Genomic DNA, 639 nt, shown 5'->3' with positions numbered 1-639 from the left:
ACTATAGTGGCAATCAGCTACCATTCATTTTATTAACTATCATTTTGTTAAAAATTAATTAAAAATACATACCCAAAGTAATCCGATTTTCCTATTTAAGGAAGAATGTATCTTGTTTTACCTGTTCGGACTAGGATATAATGTTTGTAAGATTTTGAACGGTCTGTAAATTTAAAGAACTAACTAGGAGGAACAGGTTGTGGTGAAGGAAATGAAGGAACAAGTAAAAGTTTTTGCCCTTGGTGGCGTCGGAGAAATTGGAAAAAACATGTATGTAGTCGAAGTTGGTGATTTGATTTATGTGTTAGATGCAGGTTTAAAATTTCCTGAACAAGAAATGTACGGAATAGATCATGTCATACCTGATGTAAGTTATTTAGAGAAAAACGCACATAAAGTAGTAGGTGTTTTTATAACACATGGGCATGAAGATCATATTGGTGCGATTCCATATATTATGAATAAACTTCCACAAGTAAAGTTTTATACGAATAAATTAGCTTATTTATTTATAAGAGAAAAATTAAGTGAAAAGGGTATTAAAAACCTTGAGCAATTTGAACTATATGACGAAACTACTTTATTAACATTTGAAAATAGTTCAATTAGTTTTTTTAGGACTACTCACAGTATTCCAGA

1 protein-coding gene is annotated in these 639 nt (G+C 30.4%); it reads left to right on the top strand.

Annotation, left to right across the window (positions count from 1 at the left end; genetic code table 11):
* Positions 1-199: 199 nt before the first annotated feature.
* The coding region (locus CN514_RS24880) for an MBL fold metallo-hydrolase (protein WP_141529534.1) at positions 200-639 on the top strand (440 nt) is incomplete at its 3' end.

The organism is Bacillus sp. AFS001701 (assembly GCF_002559405.1).
Lineage (GTDB): Bacteria > Bacillota > Bacilli > Bacillales > Bacillaceae_G > Gottfriedia.
The sequence above is the reverse complement of the archived record's forward strand: the minus strand, read 5'-3'. Positions and strand labels throughout refer to the sequence as shown.